This window comes from Nocardia aurantia, from assembly GCF_009604425.1.
GTDB lineage: Bacteria > Actinomycetota > Actinomycetes > Mycobacteriales > Mycobacteriaceae > Nocardia > Nocardia aurantia.
The window spans coordinates 76,473-100,496 of sequence record NZ_WEGI01000002.1 but is presented as its reverse complement, the minus strand read 5'-3'; the positions used below and the strand labels follow the sequence as shown (position 1 = coordinate 100,496).

The following is a 24,024-nucleotide window of genomic DNA, read 5'->3' as shown; positions in this document are numbered from 1 at the left end:
ACCCGACCCCCCGTTCCGGCCCGGTATCGAATCCCCGCCACCGGCCGCGCCGCCACCGAGCGCGCCGCCACCCGCCACGCCGCCGCTGGTCGCCGCGCCGCTGGTCGCCATGCCGCTGCTGGTCGCCACGCTGCTGGTGGTCGCCACGCCGCTGGTGGTCGCCGCGCCGCTGGTCGCCATGCTGCTGGTGGTCGCCGCGCTGCTGGTCGCCATGCTGCTGGTGGTCGCCGCGCTGCTGGTCGCCATGCTGCTGGTGGTCGCCGCGCTGCTGGTCGCCATGCTGCTGGTGGTCGCCGCGCTGCTGGTCGCCATGCCGCTGCTGGTGGCCGCGCCGCTGGTGGCCGCCACGCCATCGCCGGTCGCCACGCCGTCGCCGGTTGCCCGACCCGCCTCGGATGTGGTACCTCCGCCGGGTGTCGGTTCCGCGTCGGGTGCCGCACTGCCACCCGGCGCGGCGCCGGCGCCGGGTACCGGGCCGCCCGGCGCCGAACGTGGCTCGCGGTTCGCCGCACCGCTCATTCCGGCAGCCTTCCGGTGTGCGGATCGCGTGGTGTCAGGCAGTAGACCCCACCGGTGGGATCGTTCATGACGATCCAGTGCGCGCCCCGGGAAACCCTTCGGGCGCCGTGCTTTTCGTGCCAGGACGCGACGGCCTCGATGTCGCTGCAGGCGATGTCCGGGTGTGCGGCCGACGGTCGCTCTTCACCCAAGCGCTGCAACAACATTCGGAACGGCAGCCCGGAAGGCGGTACCAGGCGGACGAATTCGGGCTCTCCGGCGGCCTGGAGTTCCCAGCCGGTCAGGGCGGCCCAGAACGCCACCTCCCGGTCGTAGCCGCCGGGGGCGATGTCGAGGGTGAGCTGGTCGAGCCGGGCGAGTTCGCCGCCGGGCCCGGTGGCCGGTGGCGGAACCTCCCGGCCGTCCTCGGTGGTCAGGCAGAACGCCTGCCCCTGCGGTGAGCGCAGGTACGACCAGCCGTCGTGATCGGCCACGGTCACCGCGCCCAGGGCGTGGGCATGCCGCCGCGCGGTCGCGAGATCGTCGACGTCGAAGTCCGGATGCGCGCCGCCCGGGCCGCCGACCGCCTGGGCGCGCAGATACGGGTCGCCGGCCGGGGGGAGCAGGGTCGCGAATTCGCCTCGCGCGCCGCTGCGTTCGGACAGCCGCGTGCCGGTGACCGCGGGCCAGAAGGTGAACGCCGCCTCGAAGCGGTCGGCGGGACGGTCCAGGAAAATCCAGGCCCAGCGGATCATGCCCGATACCTCCGATCGACCGGTCGGGTTGGCCGAATCTTGATGGATTGTGGCATTCAGGCCACTCGCGCGGCAACCCACCCGTCCTGGACGATCTTCGAGTGACCGAGTTGCGGAACCCCGCCCCCATCGATGCGAGCACCCCCGTGCGCCGCCGGCTGCACCCGGCCTGGCTGGTCGCGGCCACCGCCTTCGTGGCACTGATCGGCGCGGCCGGTTTCCGGTCGGTGCCGAGCGTGCTGATCGACCCACTGCATCAGGAATTCGGCTGGTCGCACGCCACGATCGGCACCGCCGTGTCGCTGAACGTGCTGCTCTACGGCCTGATCTCGCCCTTCGCGGCGGCGCTGATGGATCGGTTCGGCATCCGCCGGGTGGTGGCCGTCGCGCTGGTGCTGATCGCCGCCGGCAGCGGGCTGACGGTGTTCATGACGCAGCCGTGGCAGCTGCTCGCCACCTGGGGCCTGCTGGTCGGCCTGGGGGTCGGCTCGATGTCGATGCCGTTCGTCGCCACCATCACCGGCCGCTGGTTCGTGCGGCAGCGCGGGCTCGTGACCGGTGTGCTGACCGCGGCCGGCGCCACCGGTCAGCTGGTGTTCCTGCCGCTGGTGTCGGCGCTGGCCCAGGCGCACGGCTGGCGGACGCCGTCGCTGGTGGTCGCGGCCACCGCGCTGGCGGTGGTGCCGCTGGTGCTGCTGTTCATCCGCGACTATCCCAGCGATGTCGACGAGTCGGCCTACGGCGCCGAGCCGGGGAGCCCGGCGGGTGTCCGGGTCCGCGTCACCGGCGGCGCGTCCCGGGCGCTCGCGGTGCTGTCGCGGGTCTCCTGGAAGCCGCAGTTCTGGCTGCTGGCCGCTGGGTTCGCGGTCTGCGGCGCGTCCACCAACGGCCTGGTCGGCACCCATTTCGTCAGCGCCGCCCACGATCACGGCATGCCGCCGACCACGGCCGCCGGGCTGCTGGCGACCGTCGGCGTGTTCGACGTGGTCGGCACCATCGCCTCGGGCTGGCTCACCGACCGCCTGGACTCGCGCTGGCTGCTCGTCGGTTACTACTCGCTGCGCGGCCTGTCGCTGATGGTCCTGCCGATGCTGTTCGCGCCGCACACCCAGCCCAGCATGTGGGTGTTCATCGTCTTCTACGGCCTGGACTGGATCGCGACCGTGCCGCCCACGGTGGCGTTGTGCCGGAAGTTCTTCGGCGAGGACGGCCCGATCGCGTTCGGCTGGGTGTTCGCGTCACACCAGATCGGCGCGGCGCTGGCCGCGACCGGCGCCGGGGCGATCCGGGACGCGCGCGGCAGCTACGACCTGGCCTGGTACCTCGCCGGCGGACTGTGCCTGGTGGCGGCGCTGATGTCGGCCGCGATCCGGGCTCGTACGCCGCGTCCCTCAGCCGTCGATGGCGCGGTGATGGCCTGATTCGAGTGCCGCCTTCGCCGCGCGCCGCTCGTCCCAGCGGCTGGGCTCGTCCTTGCGGCGCGGCGGCCGGTCATTGGCGACCAGCACCGCGATCCACGGCAGCGGGATCGAGACGCCGATGATCAGCAGCGAGATGAGCGCGTTGCTCCAGAAGCTGTAGGCGACCGCCGCCAGCACCAGGCACGGGATGCGGAACCCCATCAGCAGCGAGTACCGGCGCACCCGCGCCCGATGCTGCTGCTCCAGCGAGGGCGCGGCCTCGGTGATCAGCGCCGGATGCTTGCCCTCGCCGGGAAAGTAGCCCGCAGCGGGACGCGACGGGCGCGGCACGCTGCCCGGCGGGAGCGTCTCGAAGGCCGGGTGCGGGGTGTCGTCGCCCTCGATGTCGCGGGCCCGGGGATCGCCGGGCTGGAAATCGGGGGAATCGCCCTCACGCTGCATACCTTCGAGTCTTCCACCGGACGAGATCGAATGCACACCCCGCCGGGAGCGCGCGCATCCGCGAACGGCCCGCCCGGCGGCCCGTCGCACACGACCGCCGGCTGCCCGGCTGGCATCATGGACGGCGTGAGTACCGATACCCTGGTTCGCCCGGACAGCACGACCGACGAGTCGACCGACAACGACACTCCCAAGTACTTCCACTACGTGAAGAAGGACAAGATCGCCGAGAGCGCGGTCATGGGCACGCACGTGGTGGCGCTCTGCGGGGAGGTGTTCCCGGTCACCAAGTCGGCGAAGCCCGGTTCGCCGGTCTGCCCGGACTGCAAGCGCATCTACGAGACGCTACGCAAGGGCGACTAGCCCTCTCCCGTCGCGGCGGGCGCCAGGTCCGGCGGCGGAGCGTCGCACGCGGGCCGGTCCGGGCCGGGCGAGGCCACCGCGCCGGACTCGCGCTCCTCGGTCGATCCGTCCTCCGCGCCCGGCGCCCGGCCGCGACGCGTCCGTGCCCATCGGTAAGCCGACCGCGGCGCTCGCGCCACCCGGCGCATCGGTGAGCGGCTGCGGTGGGCCGGCCAGAACTCCTGCACGGCCGCGTTGAACTCCGCGCCGAGGACCACCGCGAAGCCGAGGAAATAGGTGAACAGCAGGAAGGCGATCGGCGCCGCGAGCGCGCCGTAGCTGACGCCGGTGCGGGCCACCCAGCCGAGATAGCGCCGCAGCCCGTCGCTGGCGACCATGAAGAACACGCCAGCGACCAGCGCACCGCCGAACAACCGGTGCCACGGCGGCGACCGGTGCAGGGCCAGCTTGTACAGCGTGGTGAGCGCCAGGATCAGCAGGAACGCGGTGCCCGGATAGTAGAAGGCGTCCACCAGGCGCAGCCCGGGTTCGCGCCACTGCCCCGGCAGGATCCGGCGCAACAGCACCGGCCCGAGCGCCACCACCGGCAGCACGAACACCGCCATCACCAGGAACAGCAGGTACAGCACCAGCGAGACGATGCGCTGCCACACCGGATGCCGCGCGTCCTGCTCATCGTGCGCGGCCACGATGGAATCCACGAAGGTGGCCATCGCCGACGAGCCCGCCCACAGCGAGAGCACGAAACCGACCGACACCACCGCGCCTCGGCCGCGCTGCAGGACGTCCCGCACGGTCGGCGCGATCAGATCGTCGACCACGGTGGCGGTGAACAGGTTCCGGCTGAAACTGATGATCTTGCCCTCGACGATGTGCACGGTGTCCGGCCCGAAGAACCAGCTGCCGACGTACCCGAGACTGCCCAGCACACCCAGCAGCAGCGGCGCCAGCGAGAGCGTCTGCCAGAACGCGGCGGCCGCGGATTTCGCGAAGATCGAGTCGCGCCACGCCTTCACCCCGACGCGGACGAGCAACTCCCACACCCGGCTCCACCCCGCCATGAGCAGGCGCGCGACCGCACGGACGGTGCGGCCGGTGGGCCGGCGGGAATCGGGAGGGCGGTGCGGAGTGTCCATTGTCACTACAGCATCGCCCACGCCGGGCCGAATTGCCGCCTCCACGTGTGCCGTACGGATGCGGCTCGCGGCAACCGGCCAGGGAACCAAGGCTTTCCGGCCGCTCGGCCGCACCGGATCCGCCCGCGGTGACGCGGCCCGGCGGCCCGGTTCGGCCGCGACACGGGGATGTGGATTGGGCACGTGTCGGTATCGCTCGCTAGTCTCTCTGGAGTGACTTCGGGTGGTGGTAGTTCGTTACGTGCATGGCAGCGCAGGGCTCTCACCAAGTATCTGACGTCGAAGCCACGCGATTTCCTGGCCGTGGCCACGCCCGGGGCCGGTAAGACCACGTTCGCGCTGCGGCTGGCCGCCGAACTGCTGGCCGATCGCACGGTCGACCAGATCACCGTGGTCGCCCCGACGGAGCACCTCAAACATCAGTGGGCCGCGGCGGCCGCGCGCTCCGGGATCCAGCTGGACTCCCACTTCTCCAACTCCACGGGTGCCACCTCCGGCGACTATCACGGAGTGGTGGTGACGTACGCGCAGGTCGCCTCGCACCCGTTCAAACACCGTGTGCGGACCGAGAATCGGCGCACTCTGGTGGTCCTCGACGAGATCCACCACGCCGGCGACGCGAAGAGCTGGGGCGAGGGCGTCGCGGAGGCGTTCGGCGACGCCACCCGGCGGCTGGCGCTGACCGGTACCCCGTTCCGCAGCGACGATTCGCCGATCCCGTTCGTCACCTACGAGCCCGACGAGTCCGGCTTCCAGCGCTCCCGGCCGGACTACTCCTACGGATATTCGGAAGCGCTGGCCGACAACGTGGTTCGCCCGGTGGTGTTCCTCGCCTACTCCGGCGAGGCGCACTGGCGCGACAGCGCCGGCGAGGAGTTCTCCGCCCGCCTGGGTGAGCCGCTGAGCGCCGAACAGACGGCTCGCGCCTGGCGGACCGCGCTGGACCCGGCCGGCGACTGGATGTCGAAGGTGCTGACCGCGGCCGACACCCGGCTGCGGCAACTGCGCGCCACCGGCCTGATCGACGCCGGCGGCCTGGTGATCGCCACCGATCAGGAGAAGGCGCGCGACTACGCCGAACTGCTGGAACACATCTCGGGCTCCAAACCGGCGGTGGTGCTGTCCGACGATCCCGGCTCCTCGAACCGGATCAGCGAGTTCGCCACGAGCACCGAACCGTGGATGGTGGCGGTGCGCATGGTGTCCGAGGGCGTCGACGTGCCCCGGCTCGCGGTGGGCGTGTACGCCACCAGCGCGTCGACGCCGCTGTACTTCGCGCAGGCGATCGGCCGGTTCGTGCGCGCCCGCCGGCCGGGGGAGACGGCGAGCGTGTTCCTGCCCTCGGTGCCGGTGCTGCTGGATCTGGCCGCACAGCTCGAGGTGCAGCGCGACCACGTGCTGGGCAAGCCGCACCGGGAGAAGAACGCGTTCGAGGACGAACTGCTCACCGACGCCAACCGGCAGAAGGACGAGCCCGGCGAGGAGGAGCGCAAGTTCGTCGCGCTGGCCGCGGACGCCGAACTGGATCAGGTGATCTACGACGGCGACTCGTTCGGCACCGCCACCTTCTCCGGCAGCGACGAGGAGGCCGACTATCTCGGCATCCCGGGCCTGCTGGACGCCGATCAGATGCGCGCGCTGCTGCGCGACCGGCAGTCCCGGCAGGTGGCCGAGCGCAGCACCGCGGCGAAGGTCGCCGAACTGGCCGGGCCCGGCCCCAGCGCCACGGCCGCGGCCGAGCGGGTCGCCACCGCCGACAAACTCGGTGAGTTGCGCCGCGAGCTGAACAGCCTGGTCGCCATGCACCACCATCGCACCGGTAAGCCGCACGGCGTGATCCACGGTGAACTGCGGCGGGAATGCGGCGGACCGCCCACCGCGCTGGCCACCGCCGATCAGCTGACCGACCGGATCGCGGCGCTGCGCCGGATGTGAGGTCCGCGCCCTCGGGCGCGGACGTGGGCACAGAAAACGGGCGGCCCGTGCGGGCCGCCCGTGGTCTTCTGTTGGAGGATTCTGTTGTGCTAGCGGACGGGGAAGGAGCTTTACAGCGCCGGCGCCGCCTCCGTGTCGATCACGGCCTCGAGCTCACGAAGGCGATCCATGTGCTCGTTGGCGTGATGCTGGCAGAAGAGCAACTCGCCACCACCGGGCAGGACTGCGCGGACCCGCGCGGCTGCACCGCAGCGGTCGCACCGGTCGACCGCCGTCAGTGGGGTGCTGGTCAGTGTTCCTGGCATGACTCCTCCGTCCTGGATCCCGGCGCAGAAGACCGTTCACCTGGTATCGGGCCCGCGGACCCTTCCGCGGGCTCACCCGCCGCTACTTCCCAGCAGTGGCCTATGACTACTTTCTCAGACGTTCGGCGCGGAGGGTTTGTTCCCGCAGATGTTTCTCTGTGTTTTCCCTTACATGACCAGGCATTTCGCTGTCAGCGAACATACAGGCCGGGGTACTCGGAAACGGTCGTGCGAACCACCGCGAATCACTGATCCAGTTGTCTAAGCGGAGACTACCCCGCCGCCCCGACACTCACACCCGGCTTATGGCAAACGGTCTGTTCAGCGGGCTGCGAGCGCGGATCGCGGCTACGCCGGATAGGGTCGGCCGATGGTCGACGAGACGGCGCACCTGCCGGAGGGGGTCCTGGTGCATCTGTGCACCGGGGCGGAATGGGACGAGGCGCGGGCCGCGGGCAGCCGCCGGGCGCCCTCGCTGGAGACCGAGGGATTCATCCATCTGTCGGCGCCGGCGCAGGTCCATCTGCCGGCGAACCGCCTGTTCGCCGGCCGGGCGGATCTGGTGCTGCTGTGGCTGGATCCGGGGCGGCTGGCGGCCCCCGTGCGCTGGGAGCCGGGTGTGCCCGGCGATCCGGCCGCCATGCTGTTCCCGCACCTCTACGGCCCGATCCCGGTGGCCGCGGTGGTCCGGGTGACCGGCTACCGGCCCGATCCGGACGGCAGCTTCCCGGAGCTGCCGGAGGGCTCGGATCCGGCCTGAGTCACCCGCGCGGAGCGGTCGCGCACGCGTTCCAGCTGCCGTGACACCGTCACCGCGAGCGCGGCGGAGACGAAGCCGACCGCGATCGCGGTCAGATGCCCGTAGTCGGTGAAGGTGCGCCCGGCCGCGGCGGCGTACCCGTACCAGCCGAGCAGGCCCACCGCCCACATCACCCGCGGGATGCCGCGCAGATGGAAGGTGAGGGCCGCGAGGACGCTGGAGAAGCCGTACGACGAACCGACGTCGGAGGCGACCGCGACCTTCAACGGGATCAGCCGATGGTCGACCGCGTAGGCGATGCCGGTGACGATCAGCAGGGTGGTGGCCACGTGCCCGGTCGCGAACACCATGATCCAGCGCAGCGTGCCGAGCCAGCGTTCCGCGAAGGCCATCAGGGTCAGGAAGCCGGCGATGGTGACCCACGGGAACCCGCCCTCGGTCCAGAACGCCGACGCCACCAGCACCTGCACCGGCTCGCGGCGCATGTTGTGCAGGTTCGTGGAGGCCGACAGGATCAGCCGGTGCCCGGCGAATTCGCTGATGCCGCGCAGCGTCCACCAGGTGATGAAGAGGGTGAACGAGTAGGCGCAGCTGGCGGGGGCCGCGGCGAGCAGGTCGCGGCCCGCGCGCAGCACCGCCGGGAGCCGTCCGGGGCGGCGCATCCCGGCCCGGAACGCCTGTAACTGCGCGTCGACGTCGATGGTCCGGGTCCAGGGCGAACGGTAGTGGGTCAAGACGGTGGCAGCCACGCCCGTCAGTCTGGCACGGGCGGTTAGCGCAACCCGCCCGTCTGGCCGCCCGCGCCGCCGGTGGCGGGAGCGATGCGCAGATCCTCGCCGTCGTTGTCGGTGAGGCCGACATTGATCAGCAGCATCATGGTCACGACGCTGACCCCGATCATCAGCGGCAGCAGCAACTGGACGCCGTCGGCGCCGGTCGGGGCCGGGGCGAGCTCCTGCGCGTGCGCCTGCATCGCGAGCATGCCGGTGTAGTGCATGCCGGTCACGGCGATGCCCATGATGACCGCCGCGCCGACGCTGACCAGCGTGCCGCGCACGTGCAGGGTGAACCACAGCGCGGCGGTGGACGCGACGACGGCGATCACCACCGACAACGCCACGATGCCCGGCGAGTACGTGATGCTCGCGTCGATCCGCATCGCGTACATGCCCGAGTAGTGCATGGCGGCGACCCCGAGGCCGGTGACCACGCCGCCGGTCAGCAGCGACCACGCGCTCCGGCCGGTCCGCTGCCCGCGGAACACGATGGTCAGCCCGATCCAGACGACCACGACGGCGATCACGGCGCTGGCCAGCGTCAGCGGGACGTTGTAGCGGATCGAGGCGCCGTCGACGGAGAAGCCGAGCATCGCCACGAAGTGCATGACCCAGATTCCGGTACCGCCGATGGCGATCGCGGCGGCGATCAGCCAGCCGCCGGCCCGATCGGAGGTCCGGGCCCGGCGTGCGCACTGCAGGCCGAGCAGGGATCCGACGAACGACATGACATAGGCGATCACGATGGTGATCCAGCCATAGGCGAAATGGTGTGTGTGCAACACGCGAAACTCCTCTGCGTGCACGGGCTTCTCTAAGGTTCCGCAATATTGCGGCGAGCGGAATCTACGGCACCCCGAACTCGCTGTCGATCCTTGCGAACTGCGTAGATGCTTTCGTGTACGAGGATGCGATTCGGGTCTTGCACGATGGAATCGAACACCGGCAATCGGTAGGCAACATTGTTGACCGCTATCGCAATCTGCGTGCGCCACAATCGGGAGCGGTGCCGCCGCGCATGCCGGCGCGGCCACGGGGACAGGAGGGCCGATGGCCGTTCATCATCAGCGCGTGGGCGGGACGACCTACACCTTCCGCGGTCCGGTGGAACTGCTCGCGAAGGCGACGCCGCGTCGCAGCGGCGACGAATTGGCCGGGTGCGCAGCACATTCCGATGCGGAGCGGGCTGCCGCGCAGTGGGCACTGGCGGAGTTGTCACTGTCGGACCTGCTGGCCGACCCGGTCGTGCCGTACGAAACGGACGAGGTCACGCGGTTGATCATCGACACCCACGATCGTGCGGCGTTCGGGCGCGTCGCGCACCTCACCGTGGGTGGTCTGCGGGATTGGTTGCTGGAGGTTGCTGCGGGGCCCGGCGCGGCCGCCACCCTGGCCGCCGTCGCGCCGGGGCTGACGCCGGAAATGGTTGCGGCTGTGAGCAAGATCATGCGAAATCAGGACCTGATCATGGTTTCGAAAGTGGCCAGCGTGGTTTCCGCGTTTCGGACGACCATCGGATCGCCGGGCACGCTGGCGACCCGGCTGCAGCCGAACCATCCCACGGACGATCCGCGTGGGATCGCCGCGGCGGTGCTGGACGGTCTGCTGCTCGGCTGTGGCGACGCGGTGATCGGCGTCAACCCGGCCACCGATTCACCGGCGGTGACCGCGGATCTGCTGCGACTGCTCGACGACGTGCGGCAGCGTTTCGACATCCCGATGCAGGCGTGTGTGCTGGCGCACGTCACCACCACCCTCGGGCTGATCGAGGCGGGCGCGCCGGTGGATCTGGTGTTCCAGTCGATCGCCGGAACCGAGGGCGCCAACGCCGGATTCGGGGTGACGCTGTCGCTGCTGCGCGAGGCGGCCGAGGCCGCCCGCGCGCTGGATCGCGGCACCGTCGGCGGCAACGTCATGTACTTCGAGACCGGGCAGGGTTCGGCGTTGAGCGCCGGCGCGCACCTGGGCACGGACGGCAAGCCGGTCGATCAGCAGACGCTGGAGGCCCGCGCCTACGCGGTGGCGCGCGCGCTGGATCCGCTGCTGGTGAATACGGTGGTCGGCTTCATCGGCCCCGAGTATCTGTACGACGGCCGGCAGATCGTGCGGGCGGGGCTCGAGGACCACTTCTGCGGCAAGCTGCTGGGCCTGCCGATGGGTGTCGACGTCTGCTACACCAACCACGCCGAGGCCGACGCCGACGACATGGACACGCTGCTCACCCTGCTGGCCGCCGCCGGGGTGGCGTTCGTGATCACCGTGCCCGGCGCCGACGACGTGATGCTCGGCTATCAGAGCCTGAGTTTCCACGACGCCCTCTACGCCCGGCGGGCGCTGGGCCTGCGGCCGGCGCCGGAATTCGCCGCCTGGCTGGACCGGCTGGGCATGCTCGACGAGACCGGCGGCATCCGCGCCGTCGCACCGCTGTCGTCCCCGCTGCGCGCGCTGGGGGCGCGATGACGACCGGGGATCCGACGGAAGGCGATGTCACCCAGGACTTCTGGGCGGTACTGCGGCGGAATACCCAGGCGCGCATAGGTTTGGGCCGAGCCGGTGACGCCCTGCCCACCGCGCGTGTGCTGGAACTGCGCGCGGCGCACGCCGCCGCCCGGGACGCGGTCCACACCCCCTTGAACACAACGGAATTCGCGGACCGGGTGCGGGTAATCGGGCTGGGGGAGCCGCTACTCGTGCGCAGCCGCGCCGCCGGCCGGTCGGAGTATCTGCGCCGCCCCGACCTCGGCCGGGTGCCGGAAACGACGCCGGGCGAGGGCTTCTCGGCGCTGCCGCGCACCGGCGCGGAGATCGGCGTGGTGCTCGCGGACGGCCTGTCGCCGCGGGCCCTCGCCGAACACGGCGCGGAGACCCTGCTCGCACTGAAAGATGAACTGGCGCAACAGTATCGGATAGCACCGCCGGTGATCGCGACCCAGGCCCGGGTCGCGCTCGGCGATCACATCGGCGCCGCGCTCGGCGTGACGACGGTACTGGTACTGATCGGTGAGCGTCCGGGACTGTCGGTGGCCGACAGCCTCGGCATCTATCTCACCCACCTGCCGCGGCCCGGCCGCACCGACGCCGAACGCAACTGCGTCTCGAACATCCATCCGCCGGACGGGCTCGGTTATGCCGCCGCCGCGGCGGTGGTCGCGGGGCTGATCGCCGGCGCGCGGCGGCTGGGGCGTTCCGGGATCGACCTCAAGGACACCTCGGACCGCGGACTCACCGGCGCCGCCCCGGCCGAACTCGACCGGCCCGGTCAGTAGCGGCGGGCCCGGTCCGCCGGCCGGTGCCGGCCCGGCTGGTCCCGGCTGGGCCAGTACCGGCTGGCGTACCGGCCCTCGATCCGGGTCAGGTCGGGCTCGTCGACATCGGTGATGCCGACCTGCAACAGCAGCACCATCGTCACCATGCTGACGCCGACGATCAGCGGGGTCAGCACCTGGTGGGCCTGCGCGCCGACCACCCGGTGCACGTGATCGGCCATCCGCGCGCTCATCGCGAACATGCCGGTGTAGTGCATCCCGCACACCGCCACGCCCATGATCGCCGCCGCGCCACCGGTGACGAAGAACCCCCGGACGTGCATCGCGAACCACAGCGCCGCGGTGGCCGCGACGACGGCGATGACGATCGACAACCCGACCAGCCACGGGTCGTACCGGACCCAGGCGTCGGTCTCCATCCCGTACATGCCGGCATAGTGCATGGCCGCCACCCCGAGCCCGGTGATCGCGCCGCCGATCGGCAGCGCCCACGGGTCACCCGGCCGCCGGACCACGATGGCCAGGCCGAGCCATACCACCGCCATCGCGATCAGCGCGCTGAGCAGGGTGATCGGCACGTTGTAGCGGATGGTCGCGTCGTGGACCGAGAACCCCAGCATGGCGATGAAGTGCATGACCCAGATTCCGGTGCCGCCCAGCGCGATCGCGGCGGCCACGATCCACCCGCCGCGTCCGGGATGGGTGCGGGCGCGGACCATGCACCGCAGCGCCAGCAACGATCCGGTGACGGACATGACGTAGGCCAGGGCGGGCGTCGGCCAGCCGTATGTGAATTGGTCTATTTCCAGCATTGCGGATTCCTTGCCAGGAGGGTTCTCGACGTTCACGGGCAGGCCTGTGCGCCGAACGTTAGCGCGGAATTCGCAGGCAGTAAATTTGTCGAAGGTAATTAATAGAAATTTGCTGGGGTTGCTGGACGGCGATTGCCCAGGTAGCCGATCCGCGGTGACGCCCGTGAGACGGATCACATCGTCCCCGGTCAGTGTTCAGCCCGCTTGACACATTCGGGCGGCGCGGACCGCCCGGTAGCGTCCCCCGGGCGAACATTGTTCCTACAACATCGGCCGCAGATCCAGTCGGCGCATCATCCGGTCGACGAGGGCCGGGGGCATGCCCGGCTGGCGACGGGCCGCCAGCGCCTCCGCCCGGCCCGCCTCGAGCACGTCCTCGCTGATCTTGCGGAACATGCCGGTGAACCGCATCATCCGGTCGAAGGACTTCGCCGGATCGGTGCTGTCGGCCGCATCCGGATCGGCACGGCTCAGCCGCCGCTCGATGTTCTCGCGCAACCGCTGGTAGATCTCGTCCGGCAGATCCTCGCTGTCGGCGATCTCCTCCAGCCGGGTCAGTTCGGCGCGCAGGATCTGCGTCCACAGCTGCCGTTCCAATTGCCGCTCGATCTCGGTGTCGGCCTGCACATGCGTCGCCCGTACCACCGCCGGTAGCGTCGGCCCCTGCAGCAGCAGGGTGAACAGCACCACCGCGAAGGCGGAGAACAGGATCTCGGTGCGACCCGGGAACGGGCCGTGCTCGGTGGTCAGCGGCACGGCCAGCGCCAGCGCGACGGTCACCACACCGCGCATGCCCGCCCACCAGGTGACCACGGTCTCGCGCCAGGTGTGCGGCTCGTCGGCCTCCCGGCGGGTCCCCTGCAACAGCACCATCGACAGCAACAGCCAGCCCAGCCGCAGCAGCACCACCACCGCGATGACCACCGCCGTCCCGGTGAGCAGCCGCGGCCAGCTCGGGCCCGTGGCCGCCAGCACGGTGGTCAGCTCCAGCCCGATCAGCCCGAACGCGAGCCCGGTCACGAGCAGATCGATGACCTCCCAGAAGGATTCACCGACGATCCGATACGCGGCGTCGCTGAAATCGGTTGCGGCGTCGGTCAGATACAGCGCACACACCAGCACCGCGAGCACGGCCGACCCGTGCCAGGCATCGGCCAGCGCGTAGGCCGCGAACGGCAGCAGCAGGCCCAGCGCCACCTGCCAGGCGGCCTCGTCGAGCCGGCGCATCAGCCGGCTGCCCAGCCAGCCCAGTACGAGCCCGACCCCGATCGCCACCAGCGCCGACAGCAGGAAGTCGAGCGCGGTGTGCCAGGCCGAGAACCGCCCGGTCACCACGGCCTGCACCGCGACGTCGTAGATGACCACCGCGGTGACGTCGTTGAACAGCCCCTCGCCGTCCAGCACGGACAGCAGGCGGCGCGGCAGCCCGAGCCGCCCGGCCATCGCGCTCACCGCGACCGGATCCGGCGGGGCGACCACCGCGCCGAGTACCAGCGCCGAGGCCACCGGCACCGCCGGATACCAGAGATGGAAGACCACCGCCACGGCGACGGCCGTCGCCACCACCAGACCGACGGCCCGCAGCAGGATCGGGCCGGCGTCGGCGGCGAACTGCTGCCAGGAGGTGCGCCGCGCGGCCGCGTAGAGCAGCGGCGGCAATACCAGCGGCAGGATCAGCTCGGGATTGATGTCGACATTCGGCACGAACGGCAACAGCGCGAGCACCAGCCCGAACACCGTCATCAGCACCGCCGGCGGCAATCCGGTGCGACGCCCCACCGGCTGCGCCAGAATCGTCGCGAACGCCAGGATGAACACCAGCGACAACTGCTCCACGCAAGGAGTCTGCTGGGACCGGCCGGGATTGTCATCCCGATCCGTCCGGCGCGTCGCTCACGCCGAACGAGCACCGGCCCGGACGCCGAGGGCATCCGGGCCGGTTCGTGCGCTACCTAGTCCAGGTAGTCGCGCAGGACCTGCGAGCGGCTGGGGTGCCGCAGCTTGCTCATCGTCTTCGATTCGATCTGGCGGATGCGCTCCCGGGTGACCCCGTACACCTGGCCGATCTCGTCGAGCGTGCGCGGCTGGCCGTCGGTGAGGCCGAAGCGCAGCCGGACCACGCCGGCCTCGCGCTCGGACAGCGTCTCCAGCACCGACTGCAGCTGATCCTGCAGCAGCGTGAAGCTCACCGCGTCGACCGCGACGACCGCCTCGGAATCCTCGATGAAGTCGCCGAGCTGGGAATCGCCCTCGTCGCCGATGGTCTGGTCCAGCGAGATGGGCTCCCGGGCGTACTGCTGGATCTCCAGCACCTTCTCCGGGGTGATGTCCATTTCCTTGGCCAGTTCCTCCGGGGTGGGCTCGCGGCCCAGGTCCTGGAGCAGTTCGCGCTGGATGCGGCCGAGCTTGTTGATGACCTCGACCATGTGCACCGGGATACGGATGGTGCGGGCCTGGTCGGCCATCGCGCGGGTGATGGCCTGCCGGATCCACCAGGTGGCGTACGTGGAGAACTTGTAGCCCTTGGTGTAGTCGAACTTCTCGACCGCGCGGATCAGGCCCAGGTTGCCTTCCTGAATGAGATCCAGGAACGCCATGCCGCGGCCGGTGTAGCGCTTGGCCAGCGAGACCACGAGGCGGAGGTTGGCCTCCAGCAGATGGTTCTTGGCGCGGTTGCCGTCGCGCATGATCCACTGGAGGTCGCGGCGCACCGCCACCGCCAGCTTCTCACCCTTCTCGGTGAGCTCACGGAACTTCTCGGTGGCGTAGAGACCGGCCTCGATCCGCTTGGCGAGTTCGACCTCCTCCTCCGCGTTGAGCAGCGCGACCTTGCCGATCTGCTTCAGATACGCGCGCACGGAGTCGGCGGAGGCGGTGAGCTCGGCGTCCTTGCGGGCCTGCCGCAGCGCCTCGGACTCCTCCTCGTCCCAGACGAAGTCGCCGGAGGCCTTGTCCTTCTCGGACGGCTCCTCGGCTTCCTCCTCGTCGGCCTCGACGGCCGGCGCGGCGGGGACGGCGGCGGTGGGGGTGGCCTCCTCCTCGTCCTCGTCGACCTCGTCGACGATCTCGTCCTCGTCGGGCAGGTCGTCGTCGGAGACGTCCAGATCGTCGAGGTCGTCGATATCGATCGACTCCTCGTCGGTCAGGGTCTCATCGATCTCGCCGTCGGGGCCGGGGGTGCCCTTCTTCGCGGGAGCCTTCTTCGCCGGCGCTTTCTTGGCGCCGACGGCCTTCTTCGCCGGCGCCTTCTTCGCTACGGCCTTCTTGGCGGGCGCCTTCTTCGCGGCAGCCTTCCGGACCGGCCGTGCGGCGGCGATGTCTGCGGAGTCGGCGGCTTCGGCCGATTCGGCGGTCTGTCGGGTATTCGTGGCTACCACGTACGCCCTTTCGTGACGGTCTCGTGCGGCGTCACGCCAGAGTGATCTTCCGGCGGAGCGGTTCTGTCGGGATAATCCGGCTCGGGCCGGGGTGGTTTCTCCGGCTCACCGCCGGGCATTCTCCATTGTAACGATCGAACCGGGGTGCTCATGGCGCGATACCGGCATCCACCGCCATCGCGGCGCCCACGATGCCGGCGGTGTTCTTCAGATGCGCGGCCACCACGGGAGTCCGATTGCCGAGCAAGGGGATCCAGTGCTCGGCGTCCCGGCTGATCCCGCCGCCGGCCACGAAAACGTTGGGCCAGAACAGATTTTCCAGTGTCACCAGCACCTTGGTGACCTCCCCGGCCCACGCCTTGTACGACAGATTCTTTCGTTCCTTGACCGAGGACGCGGCCCGGTGCTCGGCCTCCTTGCCGCCCACCTGAAGATGCCCCAACTCGGTATTCGGCACCAGCGTGCCGTGGTACAGCAGCGCCGAACCGATGCCGGTGCCGAAGGTGAGGAGCATGACCAGCCCGTCGGTGTTGCGGGCCGCGCCGTAGCGATCCTCGGCCATCCCCGCGGCGTCCGCGTCGTTGAGGACCACCACCTCGCGCCCGCCGAGCGCCAGCGAGAACAGGCTGCGGGCGTCGGTGTCGATCCACGCCTTGTCGATGTTGGCCGCGGTCCGGGCGATGCCGTTGACGACCACGCTCGGCAGCGTGAGCCCGACCGGGCCGTCCCAGTCGGCCTGCGACACGAGTTTCGCGACGGTCTCGGCGACGGCGTTCGGGGTCGACGGATGCGGGGTGGCGATCTTGATGCGGTCGTGCGCGAGCTCGCCGGTGGCCAGATCGACCACCGCGCCCTTGACACCGCTACCACCGATATCGATCCCGAATGCAAGCCCGCGAGCGGACATCGACGACTCTCCTCGTTCCTGTCGTACCGAACGGAAATTCTGTGCTGACGGCATAGAACCCGTGCGCGCGCACCTTACCCGGTCATCGGGGGAACAGCCGCGCGAACGGTCCTCGCTGTGTCGTCCCCGACACGCCTGATGCGCGAGAGGCCGGGTCTGTGTTCCGATGGATGCCGTGCCCGAGACGAACTCCCGCATGACCGTCACCGTCCCCGCCGAGCCCCCCGCCGCCACCCCAGCCGAGATCACCGAGCTGCGACGAGTAGCCGTCGACCTGGCCCGGACCGCCGCCGATCACGTACGTGCGCGCCGCCCGGAGGTCTTCGCGGCCGGTGCGCAGCGCGACCCGGTGCGCAGCGGCGTGGTGCAGAGCAAGAGCACCCCGACCGATCCGGTCACCGTCGTGGACACCGAATCCGAGGAGCTGATCCGCACCCTGCTGAGCCGTTCGCGCCCCGCCGACCGGGTGCTCGGTGAAGAGGGCGGCGGCAGCCTCGCCCCCGATCCGGCCGCCACCGTCTGGGTCGTCGACCCGATCGACGGCACCGTGAACTTCATGTACGGCATCCCCGCCTACGCCGTGTCGGTCGCCGCGATGCGCGACGGCCGCTCCCTGGCCGGCGCGGTAGTCGACGTGGTCGGCGGAATCACTTACAGCGCCGCCCTGGGCGCGGGCGCCACCGCCACCGCCCCCGACGGCACCGAGATCCCCCTGCGCTGCACCGACGTCGATTCACTGGAGATGACGCTGCTGGCCACCGGTTTCGGCTACGGCGCCGCCCGCCGGGCCCGCCAGGGCCGGCTGATCGCCGAAGTCCTGCCCCACGTGCGCGACATCCGGCGCATCGGCTCCGCCGCCCTGGATCTCTGCATGGTGGCCGCCGGCCGGGTGGACGCCCACTACGAACACGGCCTCAACACCTGGGACTGGGCCGCCGGCGGCCTGATCGCCGCCGAGGCCGGCGCCCACCTCGTGCTACCCCCGGCGGGCTCGGTGGCCCGCACCGGCGAACTGGTGGTCGCCACCGCCCCCGGCATCGCCGCCGACCTCCTGGACCTGTTCGACCGCCTGGGCCTCTCCGCCCCCATCCCCGACTAATTCGACCCGGTCCCCGGAGCGCCACATTCGGCCCCCTGGAAGCGCCGCATCCTGGCGCCCCCAGGCGGCAACAGCAGCCAAACCCCGTCGTCCGCGGGCACGTCCCGATCCTGAGCAGCCGAACCCCGTACTGGCCGAGCCCCCGTAGCAGCCGAACCCGGTAGTGGCAACCCGGTAGTGGCCGAACCCGGTAGCAGCCGAACCCGGTAGTGGCCGACCCCCGTCGTTCGCGGCCCGTCTCGGTCCTGGACTGACCGGAGGAGGGAAGGACCGAGACTAGGGGGGCCGCGAACCCGCCGAAGCGAAGCGAAGGCCAAATTTCAGCATTTGGCCTTGCGGGCCGCTTCCAGCAGGCTCGAGTCGATCGACGGGCCGCCGGGGGCCGGATTCTTCAGCGACTTGAGGACCTCCTCGGCGTCGGTGCTCGGCCGCAGGTCGTTGCCGAACAGCGAGCCCAGCGCCAGATCCACCAGATCATCACCGCGATGATCCTCGATCAGCTCGGCGCAGGGCGCGACCAGCTGTACGGCGGCCGCGGCGGGCCGGCCGTTGACGCCGAACCGGATCTGGCCGTTGCACTCCAGATCCCCGCTGACGTACACCGGGTCGTTGGCGAACGGCGGTGCGGGCGGACCGGCGAATCCGTAGTCGCTGAGCCGGGAGGCGATGTGCTCGGCCAGGCCGCGCTGGCCGGAGGCGTTGTAGACGCGCACCTTGGATTGCGCCAGCGGCGCCGGCTCGACATCGCGCAGGCGGGACGCTCCGACGCGCTGTCCGAGGCCCTCGGGCTTCGGCGCGTTCGGGTCGGCCGCCGCGGACGGCGTGTTGCAGGTCATGGCGGCCCGGCTGTGCTGTTCCGTCGTCGCCGCCTTGATCCAGACGATCACGCAGACCAGTGCCAGGATCGACACCAGGGCGACCCAGGGTTGATAACGTCGGCGGGGGAACGGCCGGCCCCGTTTGTCGGTGGCGCGGCCCTCGGTGATCAGTGAAACCACGAGCACACCTTACGAGTTCGCGCCGACGTTCGCGCACGCCGCCGTTGGTGACCGCATGTCGGACGGATAACGGGAAGTCCTCCGTTCGCCCTGAGCGAACCCGCGAATGCGGGTACCTGCGCACGCCGATCTCGGCCCGGTAACGGTTCGCTGCAGGTCCGGACACGAAAACAGGGCGCCGGATGGGTTCGATCCCCGGTGGCGTGACGATTGCCCCTCAGTTTCGGCAGCGCTGTGTTTTGATTGCGACTTTTCCCGTCGGGTCCGCTATTGTCTGGCGGCCCGACTCGAATCGAAGGATGTGAATCACGAGGTGAGATTCGGGAACAACCAGGGCATGTCCTGCGTTGACCGAGCGCGATCCGGTACGGGTTTTACAGATCCGGCCCGGTCGGCGACCGGTGTGCACGTGATGTACACCACCGGCGGGACGGCACTCGCCGAACCGATTCCCCTACGGGATCGGAGGCGGTGAGTCCGGTTCCGGGATATACGGAGTAAGGACGAGGGGAAGACGACATGGCAACCGACTATGACGCACCGAGGCGCAGTGAATCCGACGACGTGTCGGAGGACTCCCTGGAGGAGCTGAAGGCTCGTCGTAACGAGGCCGCGTCCGCCGTCGTGGATATCGACGAATCCGATACCGCGGAGTCGTTCGAGCTTCCCGGCGCGGACCTGTCCGAGGAAGTGCTCTCGGTTCGGGTGATCCCGAAACAGGCCGACGAGTTCACCTGCGCCAGCTGTTTCCTGGTGCACCACCGCAGCCGACTGGCAAGCGAGTCCGGTGGTCAGTTGATCTGCATGGACTGCGCAGCCTGACGGACTGCATTCCAAGGAAATATTCGCCGCGACGGTTCAGCTCGCGCTCGGTACGCCGAGCGCGGCTAGGACCTGTTCGGGTTTGCGAGTACTGACGAGCCAGTACGGCACGGGATCGTCGGCGTCGTCGAGCACGAGCAACACCAGCGGACCGATCCAGGGCCGATGCTGCACGAATGCGGCGGGGTCGAGCTGGCGGCCCAGTGCTGCGCTTTTGGCGCTGGTCGGCACCGCGGCCGCCCGGGCCACATACGTTACCGGTAGGTGGGCGCGATCCGCGCGCAATTCGAGAGTTCCGCTGGGTGTTCCGTCCGGATTCGCGACCGGGGCCACCTCGACCCGATGCCGGCTCATCCACAACAGCGCCCAGATCGGCACCGGCAGCAGCAGGACGTACGGCAGCCAGGCGCGGATTCCCGGTGCGCCCATGTGGATCTCGGCCGCGAGCAGACCGGTGACGAACAGCCCCACCGGCCACCACCACAGCGGCACCCACAACCGCTCGGAATACACCGGCACGGGCGGGGTCCGGGGCGGCGAGAGGGGGTCTGTCACTGCGGGCGGCTGGTCGGACACGACTTCAGCCTAGCGGCTGGCGATCGGCCCCCCGCCGAGCGCGTAGGCTCGCTGGACGTGACCGGTATTCCACCCATCCCCCTGCTGCGGCTCGACCCCGGTATTCCCGTGCCCACACGCGCTCATCCGGGCGACGCCGGCGTGGATCTCTGTACCACCGAGGACGTCGTCCTGGAGCCGGGCGAGCGGGCGCTGGTCGGCACCGGCATCGCCGTGGCCCTGCCGCACGGCACGGTCGGGCTGATCCATCCGCGGTCGGGCCTGGCCGCCAGGGCCGGGCTGTCGATCGTCAACACTCCCGGCACGGTCGACGCCGGCTATCGCGGCGAGATCAAGGTCTGCCTGATCAACCACGATCCGCGTACGCCGATCGAGCTGCGCCGCGGTGACCGCATCGCCCAATTGCTGGTGCAGCGGGTCGAACTCGCCGACTTCGTGGCGGTGGACCAGCTGGACGAGACCGCCCGGGGCGTGGGCGGTTACGGGTCCAGCGGCGGGCATGCGAGCCTGGAGACGGAGCCCGTCGGGGTGGGCACTGTCGGCGAGGAGGCCTGAGATGTTCGGACGGAAGAAGAAGCGCGACGAGTCGCAGTACGACGACTACGCCTACGACGACGTCTACGAGGAATACCCGGCCGAAACCTACGACGAGCAGTACGACACCTATCCCACCGACCCCGGCCTCCGGGAGGTGCCGCCCCGCCACGGTGCGGCTCATGACGATGGCCGCGGTGCGGCGTACGACAACGGCCGCGGCCCGGCGTACGACAACGGCCGGGGCCCGGCGTACGACAACGGCCGCGGCGCGGCCCATGGTGCGGCATACGACGAGAGCGGCGCCGGATACGAGGACCGTGGCGTGGCGTACCGGGACGAGTACGCGGACGACGCCGCCTACGCCGCACCGGAATACGAACAGCCCGCCTTCGAACCGGCGGCCGAACGCGCGGACGAACCCGTGCGCGACCGTCCGTCCGGCGGTCCGTACGACTACGAGGATGTCGCGCATCTCCTCGAAGACGCGGACGAAGGCCGCCTGGATCTGGGTTCGGTGCTCGTCCCGGTGCCGCCCGGCGGTCAGCTGCAAGTGGAGATGACCCCCGACGGCACCCCGCAGGCGGTGCATCTGGCGACCCAGTACGGCCGGCTCACGGTCGCCGCCTACGCCGCCCCCAAGTCGCCCGGACAGTGGCGCACGGTGGCGACCGATCTCGCGGAATCGCTGCGCGCCGACGGCGCCCGGGTCTCGGTGCAGGACGGCCCGTGGGGCCGGGAACTGCACGCCGTCACCGAGGGTGCGGACCTGCGCTTCATCGGCGTCGACGGATACCGGTGGATGGTGCGGCTGGTCGCGGCCGGACCGTCGGGCGCGGTCGACGACGGGCAACCACTGGTCGAGGCCGCGCGGGCCGTCCTGGGCGAGACCGTGGTGCGGCGTGGCGACGAGCCGCTGCCGGTGCGCGAGCCGCTGCCGGTGGTTCTGCCACAGGAGTTGGCCCAGCAGTTGCTGGCCGCCCATCAGCAGCAGGTGGCCGCCCAGCAGGAGGCCGCCGCCGCTCAGACCGCCGCCGCCCAGGCCGCGGCGACCGGCGGTTTCCCGGCCGTGTCGCCCGAGCCACCGCAGCCGCGGCGCGGCAGCGAGGGCTCGGCGATGCAGCAACTCGGCCGCGGCTGACGCCGTGCGCGCGGACTCCGGCCCGGTGTGGAGCGCGCTCCCGGGCGGGTCGTTCACGGTCGTCGGCATGCCCGGCACCGGATCCGACGCCGATTTCGCCCGGCGCGCCTTCGGCCCGGCCTGCGCGGCCCGGGGCGTGGCGTTCGTCGCCGTCGAACCCGATCCCCGCGCGGTGGTGGCGAGCTATCGCGCCGCCCTCGACGCCGCGGCCCGGACCGGGCCGGTGCTGGCCGCCGGGATCTCGCTGGGCGCGGCGGTCGCCGTCGAGTGGGTGATCGACAACCCGGACACGGCGGTCGGGGTGATCGCGGCCCTGCCGGCCTGGACCGGCGCCGACACCGCCGGGTGCCCGGCCACGCTGAGCGCCGCCGTCACCGCCGCGGCGCTGCGGGCCGAGGGGCTCGATCCGGTGCTCGCCCGGATGCGCGCGGGCAGTCCGGCCTGGCTGGCCGAGGCGCTCACGCAATCCTGGACCGCCTTGTGGCCCGATCTGCCCGCCGCGCTGGAGGAGGTCGCGGGCTATGCCTGGCCGAGCCCGGAAACCCTTGCGGCGCTGCGGGTACCGGCAACCGTCGTGACCGCCGTCGACGATCCGGTGCATCCGCACACCGTCGCCGGCGACTGGGCCGCCCGCATCCCGGACTGCGTCGTGCACCGCATCACGCTCGCGGAACTCGGCAGCGACCCGAGCGTGCTCGGAGAACGGGGATTCAGCCGGTCGGGAAGTGGGTATCCGCAGGTGGAGGAGGCCGGAAAGCGCAAAAGGGCCTCCGCGTAGCCGCACCGGCGAGCGGCATCTACAGTGGCGGTATACGGCCACCAGCCGGTCGTTCCGGTAAGACCCCGACGGCGTGCGAACCCACGCCGTCCGCAGTCCAGGAAGTGTTGCGACATGCCGTTCACGGGCGGAAGAAACGCGGACTCCGAGTCCGCGGGACAGACGCGTTCCGGCGCCGGGCTCAAGGCCGGGCCGGACAGCGGGTATTTCCGTCGCCTCGGCCGGCGACTCACGGCCGATCTGGGCGAACTCGACGCCGATGAGCTGGTCGAGCAGGCCGCGCAGGAAACGGGGGCGTGTCGCGCCGCCGAATGCCGCCGCGGCGAGGAGGTCACCATGGTGGGCCGACTGCGCAGTGTGCAGTCCTGCCCGCAATCGGTCGCCGCGCCGTTGGAGGCGGAATTCTTCGACGGAACCGACGCGATCACCCTGGTGTGGATCGGCCGTCGCCGCATCCCCGGAATCGAGTCGGGCCGACGTATCCTGGTCCGCGGCCGCATCGGCGACCGCGATGGCGCCAAGGTGATGTACAACCCCTACTACGAACTACGCGGGAATTCCTGACGCATGCCGATACCCAGTAACGACGAGTTCGCCGAATACTCCGAACTCGCCGATCCCGACCGTACCGCCGTACTCCCGGTGGTCTCGCCCGAGACCGAGCGCGCCGCCGAGACGGCGCTCGCCGAGGAGCGCGAGGAGGAGGCCGAGCAGTCCTTGCTCGAGCAGCTCGGCGGGATCAGCGGTCTGGTGTACTCCACGCTGCCGGTGGTGGTCTTCGTGCCCGCCAACACGCTGTGGGGGCTCACGACGGCGATCTGGTCGGCGCTGGGTGTCGCGGCCGCGATCCTGGTGTGGCGACTGATCCGGCGCAGTCCGGTGCAGCCGGCCATCTCCGGCTTCCTCGGTGTGGGGATCTGCGCGCTGATCGCGTATCGGACGGGCGCGGCGAAGGGGTTCTTCCTCTTCGGCATCTACGCCAGCCTGGTGTACGCGGGGGCGTTCCTGCTGTCGCTGCTGGTTCGCTGGCCGCTGGCGGGGGTCATCTGGGGCGTGCTGAACGGGCACGGCACCGGGTGGCGCTCCGATCGCCGGGTGGTGCGTCTCTACGACATCGCGACGGTGGTGTGGGTGCTGGTGTTCGGCGCCCGGTACCTGGTCCAGTCGCATTTCTACGACACGGACAGCACGGGCCTGCTCGCGGTCACCCGCATCGCGATGGGCTGGCCGCTGACCGCGCTGGCCCTGCTGGTCACCGTGTGGGCGGTCCGGCGGGCGGATCATCAGCCCGCCCGGCACAGCGCCTGAGCTGCTCCTCTTCGTT

At 70.6% G+C, this 24,024-nt stretch carries 26 protein-coding genes; 14 read left to right on the top strand and 12 right to left on the bottom strand.

Annotated features, from left to right (window positions below):
- The first annotated feature begins 109 nt into the window (after positions 1-109).
- Positions 110-589, top strand: a complete 480-nt coding sequence (locus NRB56_RS03885) for a hypothetical protein (RefSeq protein WP_153339138.1) — start codon at positions 110-112, stop codon at positions 587-589.
- Here the strand turns inward: NRB56_RS03885 and NRB56_RS03880 are convergent.
- Positions 516-1,253 carry a VOC family protein gene (locus tag NRB56_RS03880; protein ID WP_153339137.1) on the bottom strand — a complete coding sequence of 246 codons (738 nt, stop codon included), beginning with the start codon at positions 1,251-1,253 and terminating at the stop codon, positions 516-518. The genes NRB56_RS03885 and NRB56_RS03880 overlap by 74 nt on opposite strands.
- 101 nt (positions 1,254-1,354) lie before the next feature.
- Between NRB56_RS03880 and NRB56_RS03875 the strand changes: the two genes are divergently transcribed.
- On the top strand, positions 1,355-2,674 hold the full coding sequence (locus tag NRB56_RS03875) for an MFS transporter (RefSeq protein WP_319942522.1): 1,320 nt from the start codon (positions 1,355-1,357) through the stop codon (positions 2,672-2,674).
- Here NRB56_RS03875 and NRB56_RS38685 read toward each other — a convergent pair.
- Positions 2,645-3,004, bottom strand: a complete 360-nt coding sequence (locus NRB56_RS38685) for a DUF3099 domain-containing protein (RefSeq protein ID WP_319942638.1) — start codon at positions 3,002-3,004, stop codon at positions 2,645-2,647. The two genes, NRB56_RS03875 and NRB56_RS38685, sit on opposite strands and share 30 nt — an antisense overlap.
- Positions 3,005-3,241: 237 nt before the next feature.
- On the opposite strand from NRB56_RS38685, the gene NRB56_RS03865 reads away from it, so the two are divergent.
- Positions 3,242-3,478 (top strand): DUF3039 domain-containing protein, encoded by a 237-nt coding sequence (locus NRB56_RS03865; RefSeq protein ID WP_026343056.1) that lies wholly within the window; start codon positions 3,242-3,244, stop codon positions 3,476-3,478.
- Here NRB56_RS03865 and NRB56_RS03860 read toward each other — a convergent pair.
- Entirely contained in the window at positions 3,475-4,539 is a 1,065-nt protein-coding gene (locus NRB56_RS03860; RefSeq protein ID WP_153339525.1) for a YihY/virulence factor BrkB family protein, read from the bottom strand. The genes NRB56_RS03865 and NRB56_RS03860 overlap by 4 nt on opposite strands.
- A 288-nt stretch (positions 4,540-4,827) precedes the next feature.
- On the opposite strand from NRB56_RS03860, the gene NRB56_RS03855 reads away from it, so the two are divergent.
- Positions 4,828-6,549, top strand: a complete 1,722-nt coding sequence (locus NRB56_RS03855) for a DEAD/DEAH box helicase (protein ID WP_319942521.1) — start codon at positions 4,828-4,830, stop codon at positions 6,547-6,549.
- Positions 6,550-6,659: 110 nt separating this feature from the next.
- Here the strand turns inward: NRB56_RS03855 and NRB56_RS03850 are convergent, their stop codons facing one another.
- Complete coding sequence (locus NRB56_RS03850) at positions 6,660-6,854, bottom strand: DUF7455 domain-containing protein (RefSeq protein ID WP_153339133.1); 195 nt, start codon at positions 6,852-6,854, stop codon at positions 6,660-6,662.
- A gap of 370 nt (positions 6,855-7,224) precedes the next feature.
- On the opposite strand from NRB56_RS03850, the gene NRB56_RS03845 reads away from it, so the two are divergent.
- Entirely contained in the window at positions 7,225-7,614 is a 390-nt protein-coding gene (locus tag NRB56_RS03845) for a DUF952 domain-containing protein (protein WP_153339132.1), read from the top strand.
- Here the strand turns inward: NRB56_RS03845 and NRB56_RS03840 are convergent.
- Both NRB56_RS03840 and NRB56_RS03835 read right to left on the bottom strand, forming a co-directional pair.
- Positions 7,554-8,363, bottom strand: a complete 810-nt coding sequence (locus tag NRB56_RS03840) for a rhomboid-like protein (protein WP_319942520.1) — start codon at positions 8,361-8,363, stop codon at positions 7,554-7,556. The two genes, NRB56_RS03845 and NRB56_RS03840, sit on opposite strands and share 61 nt — an antisense overlap.
- A 23-nt stretch (positions 8,364-8,386) precedes the next feature.
- On the bottom strand, positions 8,387-9,175 hold the full coding sequence (locus tag NRB56_RS03835) for an MHYT domain-containing protein (RefSeq protein WP_319942519.1): 789 nt from the start codon (positions 9,173-9,175) through the stop codon (positions 8,387-8,389).
- A 265-nt stretch (positions 9,176-9,440) separates the two neighbouring features.
- Between NRB56_RS03835 and NRB56_RS03830 the strand changes: the two genes are divergently transcribed.
- Both NRB56_RS03830 and eutC read left to right on the top strand, forming a co-directional pair.
- Positions 9,441-10,850 (top strand): ethanolamine ammonia-lyase subunit EutB, encoded by a 1,410-nt coding sequence (locus NRB56_RS03830; RefSeq protein ID WP_153339131.1) that lies wholly within the window; start codon positions 9,441-9,443, stop codon positions 10,848-10,850.
- Positions 10,847-11,656 (top strand): ethanolamine ammonia-lyase subunit EutC, encoded by an 810-nt coding sequence (gene eutC, locus NRB56_RS03825; protein ID WP_153339130.1) that lies wholly within the window; start codon positions 10,847-10,849, stop codon positions 11,654-11,656. Before NRB56_RS03830 ends, eutC begins: the two co-directional genes overlap by 4 nt.
- Here eutC and NRB56_RS03820 read toward each other — a convergent pair.
- The 4 genes from NRB56_RS03820 to ppgK form a co-directional block, all read right to left on the bottom strand.
- The gene (locus tag NRB56_RS03820) at positions 11,650-12,468 is read right to left on the bottom strand and encodes an MHYT domain-containing protein (RefSeq protein WP_153339129.1); all 819 of its coding nucleotides are present in this window, start codon (positions 12,466-12,468) and stop codon (positions 11,650-11,652) included. The genes eutC and NRB56_RS03820 overlap by 7 nt on opposite strands.
- A 261-nt stretch (positions 12,469-12,729) precedes the next feature.
- Entirely contained in the window at positions 12,730-14,304 is a 1,575-nt protein-coding gene (locus NRB56_RS03815) for a Na+/H+ antiporter (RefSeq protein ID WP_319942518.1), read from the bottom strand.
- Positions 14,305-14,420: 116 nt separating this feature from the next.
- A complete protein-coding gene (locus NRB56_RS03810; protein WP_319942517.1) occupies positions 14,421-15,845 on the bottom strand; it encodes an RNA polymerase sigma factor in 1,425 nt (474 codons plus the stop codon).
- A 148-nt stretch (positions 15,846-15,993) separates the two neighbouring features.
- Entirely contained in the window at positions 15,994-16,752 is a 759-nt protein-coding gene (ppgK, locus tag NRB56_RS03805; RefSeq protein ID WP_153339128.1) for a polyphosphate--glucose phosphotransferase, read from the bottom strand.
- 196 nt (positions 16,753-16,948) lie between these two features.
- Between ppgK and NRB56_RS03800 the strand changes: the two genes are divergently transcribed.
- Positions 16,949-17,851 carry an inositol monophosphatase family protein gene (locus NRB56_RS03800; protein ID WP_153339521.1) on the top strand — a complete coding sequence of 301 codons (903 nt, stop codon included), beginning with the start codon at positions 16,949-16,951 and terminating at the stop codon, positions 17,849-17,851.
- A 320-nt stretch (positions 17,852-18,171) separates the two neighbouring features.
- On the opposite strand, the gene cei is transcribed toward NRB56_RS03800, so the two are convergent.
- Positions 18,172-18,849: an envelope integrity protein Cei gene (gene cei / locus NRB56_RS03795; protein ID WP_319942516.1), complete on the bottom strand. Its 678-nt coding sequence runs from the start codon at positions 18,847-18,849 to the stop codon at positions 18,172-18,174.
- 519 nt (positions 18,850-19,368) lie between these two features.
- Between cei and NRB56_RS03790 the strand changes: the two genes are divergently transcribed.
- Entirely contained in the window at positions 19,369-19,671 is a 303-nt protein-coding gene (locus NRB56_RS03790; RefSeq protein ID WP_019927906.1) for a DUF4193 domain-containing protein, read from the top strand.
- 36 nt (positions 19,672-19,707) lie between these two features.
- Here the strand turns inward: NRB56_RS03790 and NRB56_RS03785 are convergent, their stop codons facing one another.
- Positions 19,708-20,226, bottom strand: coding sequence for a DUF3093 domain-containing protein (locus tag NRB56_RS03785; RefSeq protein ID WP_319942637.1), 519 nt, complete (start codon positions 20,224-20,226; stop codon positions 19,708-19,710).
- Between the two features lie 78 nt (positions 20,227-20,304).
- Here NRB56_RS03785 and dut point away from each other — a divergent pair, with 78 nt between their 5' ends.
- The 5 genes from dut to NRB56_RS03760 all read left to right on the top strand — a co-directional run bounded on the left by dut (position 20,305) and on the right by NRB56_RS03760 (position 24,008).
- Positions 20,305-20,802, top strand: coding sequence for a dUTP diphosphatase (gene dut, locus NRB56_RS03780; protein WP_319942515.1), 498 nt, complete (start codon positions 20,305-20,307; stop codon positions 20,800-20,802).
- Positions 20,803-21,106: 304 nt separating this feature from the next.
- Positions 21,107-21,922 (top strand): DUF3710 domain-containing protein, encoded by an 816-nt coding sequence (locus NRB56_RS38680; protein WP_319942636.1) that lies wholly within the window; start codon positions 21,107-21,109, stop codon positions 21,920-21,922.
- A gap of 67 nt (positions 21,923-21,989) precedes the next feature.
- Complete coding sequence (locus NRB56_RS03770) at positions 21,990-22,700, top strand: alpha/beta fold hydrolase (RefSeq protein ID WP_153339125.1); 711 nt, start codon at positions 21,990-21,992, stop codon at positions 22,698-22,700.
- A 114-nt stretch (positions 22,701-22,814) separates the two neighbouring features.
- A complete protein-coding gene (locus NRB56_RS03765) occupies positions 22,815-23,264 on the top strand; it encodes an OB-fold nucleic acid binding domain-containing protein (RefSeq protein WP_227837167.1) in 450 nt (149 codons plus the stop codon).
- 3 nt (positions 23,265-23,267) lie between these two features.
- Complete coding sequence (locus NRB56_RS03760) at positions 23,268-24,008, top strand: DUF3159 domain-containing protein (protein ID WP_227837165.1); 741 nt, start codon at positions 23,268-23,270, stop codon at positions 24,006-24,008.
- Positions 24,009-24,024 lie beyond the last annotated feature (16 nt).